Source organism: Streptomyces sp. SGAir0957, from assembly GCF_043523415.1.
The window spans coordinates 541,147-543,393 of the sequence record NZ_CP027293.1 but is presented as its reverse complement, the minus strand read 5'-3'; the positions used below and the strand labels follow the sequence as shown (position 1 = coordinate 543,393).

Below are 2,247 nucleotides of genomic sequence, written 5' to 3'. Positions count from 1 at the left end.
ACCCCGCCGAAGTCGTCCCGGCCGCGACCCCACGGTCCGGCCGGGACGACCGCAGGCCCCAGCCCCAGCCCCAGCTCCACCCCCGACCCGTCACCCGTCACCCGTGATCTGGATGGACCATGAAAGCTCTCGTGCTCGCGGGGGGATCCGGTACGCGGCTGCGACCGATCACCCACACCTCCAGCAAACAACTGGTCCCGGTAGCCAACAAACCGATCCTCTTCTACGGCCTGGAGGCCATCGCCGAGGCCGGCATCACCGACGTCGGCGTCATCGTCGGCAGCACCGCCGCGGAGATCCAGGCCGCCGTCGGTGACGGCTCGGCCTTCGGACTCGACGTCACCTACATCCCGCAGAGCGAACCCCTCGGGCTCGCCCACGCCGTCCTCATCGCCCAGCCCTTCCTCGGCGACGACGACTTCGTCATGTACCTCGGCGACAACTTCGTCCTCGACGGGATCAGCGACGTCGTCGAGGCGTTCCGCAAGGACCCCCGCGACGCCCACGTCCTCCTCACCCGCGTCGGCGACCCCACGGCCTTCGGCGTCGCCGTCATCGACGACCACGGCAACGTCGTCGAGCTGGAGGAGAAGCCGAGCCGGCCGCGCAGCGACCTCGCCGTCGCCGGCGTCTACCTGTTCACCACCGCCGTCCACGAGGCCGTCGCCGCCATCTCGCCCTCCGCGCGCGGCGAACTGGAGATCACCGACGCCCTCCAGTGGATGATCGACCAGGACATGGACGTCTCCTCCACCGTCATCACCGGCTACTGGAAGGACACCGGCAACGTCACCGACATGCTGGAGGTCAACCGCACCCTCCTCGAACGGCTCCAGCCCCGCATCGACGGGTACGTCGACGACGAGAGCGAGATCATCGGCCGCGTCCGCATCGAGGCGGGCGCCGAGGTGCGCCGCTCCCGCATCGTCGGCCCCGCCATCGTCGGAGCGGGCAGCGTGGTCACCGACTCCTACATCGGCCCGTCCACCTCGGTCGCGGAGCAGTGCCACATCGCCCACAGCGAGATCGAGTACTCCATCGTGCTGCGGGAGTCGTCCTTCGACCACATCCGGCGCGTCGCCGCCTCCCTCGTCGGCCGCAACGTCAAGGTCACCCTGACACCCCGGCTGCCCGCCGCGCACCGCCTCGTGATCGGCGACCACGGGCAGGTCCAGATCTCTTCATGAACCCCGTCCGCCTCCTCATCGTCACCGCCGTCGACGCCGAGCGCGACGCCGTCGCGCACGGCCTCGGCCCCGCCACCCCGCTCCCCGCGCCCGGCCTGCCCGGCCGCACCCTGCTCCGCGTCACCAGCGACGAGTCGGTCTCCTGCGGGGACGCCTTCGGCATCCCGTCCACCCTCCGCCGCCGCCCCCTCACCGCGGACCTCCTGAGCGGTGGGGTGGGCCCCGCCGCCGCGGCCGCCGCCACCGGCGCCGCGCTCACCGCCGCCGCCGTCCGGGAGGACCCCTACGACCTGGTCATCTCCGCGGGCATCGCGGGCGGCTTCGCCCCCATCGCCGCCGTGGGCTCCGTCGTCGTCGCCGACCGCGTCATCGCCGCCGACCTCGGCTGCGAGACGCCCGACGGGTTCCTGTCCGTCGACAGCCTCGGCTTCGGCACCACCGAACACGCCTGCCCGCCCGACCTGTCCGCCGCCGTCGCCCGCGTCCTCGGCGCCGTCCACGCACCGGTCCTGACGGTCTCCACCGTCACCGGCACCGAGGAGCGCGCCCAAGCGCTCCAGCGGCGCCACGCGGCCGCCGCCGAGGCCATGGAGGGCTTCGGCGCCGCCGAGGCCGCCGCCCTGCACGGGATCCCGCTCCTCGAAGTCCGCACGGTCTCCAACACCGTCGGCCCCCGGGATCGGGCCGCCTGGCGGATCCCCGACGCGCTCGCCGCCCTCCGCGACGCCTTCGCGGTGCTCCACTCCGTCCTCGCCCGCGGCGCCCCGCCGCCCTACACCTGACCCGCCCGGCCCCGGCCCCCTCGCGGTGGTCCGGGGCCTTCGCCACGGTGCGGCCGGCGCCGGGCGCACCGCTCCGGCCTGCGCGAACGACGGCCCGCGCGCGAAGTTCAGGCGTTTCCCCAGACAACCCGGCCGGCCACCGAAATAGCCCCTGAGCCGGGTCATGCTGTCCCCACCGCACTCGGAGCCGAGCGTCGGACCCATGCCCGCGCAGGGCGCCCCGGGGACGACGCGACGGGCCCGGCGCGGACCGCCGCTCCGTCACCGAAACCGAAACA

General features: G+C 73.8%; 2 protein-coding genes. Both read left to right on the top strand.

The window, feature by feature from the left end; translation table 11 throughout:
- The first annotated feature begins 119 nt into the window (after positions 1–119).
- The gene (locus tag C1N81_RS07585; protein ID WP_394427930.1) at positions 120–1,187 is read left to right on the top strand and encodes a glucose-1-phosphate thymidylyltransferase; all 1,068 of its coding nucleotides are present in this window, start codon (positions 120–122) and stop codon (positions 1,185–1,187) included.
- The gene (locus C1N81_RS07580; protein ID WP_394427929.1) at positions 1,184–1,969 is read left to right on the top strand and encodes a futalosine hydrolase; all 786 of its coding nucleotides are present in this window, start codon (positions 1,184–1,186) and stop codon (positions 1,967–1,969) included. Before C1N81_RS07585 ends, C1N81_RS07580 begins: the two co-directional genes overlap by 4 nt.
- The last annotated feature ends 278 nt before the right edge of the window (positions 1,970–2,247 follow it).